This is a genomic window from Pseudomonas sp. P5_B2 (assembly GCF_056400445.1).
Map to the genome: position 1 here is coordinate 1 of NZ_JBFULH010000883.1, position 1,407 is coordinate 1,407.

Sequence of the window (1,407 nt, forward strand, 5' to 3'; positions counted from 1 at the left end):
TCTGCCAGGTGATCTCACCAAACTACAAGGGCACTAAACACAAGGTCAGCTCCATCAACATCGCCGATATGTTTGAGTCGGTGGTGAATGCTTATCAGGAGTCGGAAGAGATAGATGAAGCCTCGCGTCTGATCTGCGATGCAAAGCATGTGGATGGCACCATGAACGCCAGCCAAAAGGAAGCTCGGCTGTCGTGGCTGAAAGAGGAAACTCCGCCCAATACCTGCCGAGTGCTGAGCAACGTGCGCTGCCTGTCCGAAGGCGTGGACGTTCCAGCGCTCGATGCCGTGCTGTTCCTCACTCCGCGTAACTCCCAAGTGGACGTGGTGCAATCAGTTGGCCGGGTGATGCGCAACGCACCGGGCAAAAAGCGGGGCTATGTGGTGCTGCCGGTGGTAATTCCCGCAGGAATGCAGGCCGATGAAGCGCTCAACGACAACCAGACCTATAAGGTCGTCTGGCAGGTTCTCCAAGCGTTACGTTCCCACGACGACAGCTTTGACGCCACCATCAACAAGCTCGACCTGAACGGCCCCGACCGGCGCAAGATGGAAGTCATCGCCATAACCGATAAGGTCGATAAGAAACAAAAGCCGAAGCCAAAACTGCCGGGAAAAGGTGGGCACGGTATTGGTGAGAAGCGAGGCAAAAATGACGGCAAGGATCAACTGACCGAACAAGGTCAGCTCACCTACGAGGTGGGTGAAATCGAACGAGCCATCTATGCCAAGATAGTAGATAAGTGCGGCAACCGCCAACACTGGGAAGATTGGGCAAACGACATTTCCAAGATCGCCCGAACCCACATCGACCGCATCCAGGCTATCCTAGAAAATCCAGCGAACATTAGCGAGAAGGCCACCTTCAGCGCCTTTGCCGCAGAGCTGCGTGACGACCTCAACGACAGCATCAGCGATGGTGAGGTTGTCGAAATGCTCGCCCAGCACCTAGTAACCAAACCGGTGTTTGATGCGCTGTTCGATGAGTACAGCTTTGCCAGTCACAACCCCATGTCCAAGGCCATGCAAGGCGTGCTGGATGCACTTCACGAACATCACCTGGCCAAGGAAGCCGATACCCTAGAGAAGTTCTACGCCAGCGTACGGCAACGTGCTTCCGGCATCGACAACGCCCAAGGTAAACAGAAAATCATCGTCGAGCTTTACGACAAATTTTTCGCTAACGCCTTCCCGCGCATGACTGAGCGCCTAGGTATCGTTTATACGCCTGTAGAAGTCGTGGACTTCATCCTCCACAGCGTCAACCATCTGCTGCAACAGGAGTTTGGCCAAACACTAGGCAGCAAGGGCGTGCATATTCTTGACCCCTTCACCGGCACCGGCACCTTCATCACCCGCCTGCTGCAATCGGGCTTGATCAAACCCAGCGAACTGCCACACAAATATC

1 protein-coding gene is annotated in these 1,407 nt (G+C 54.8%); it reads left to right on the forward strand.

The genetic code is table 11. From position 1 onward, the window contains the following. Window positions 1-1,407, forward strand: a 1,407-nt coding sequence (locus AC1DRJ_RS27700; RefSeq protein WP_477804954.1) for a helicase-related protein, incomplete at both ends; no start/stop codon positions are given.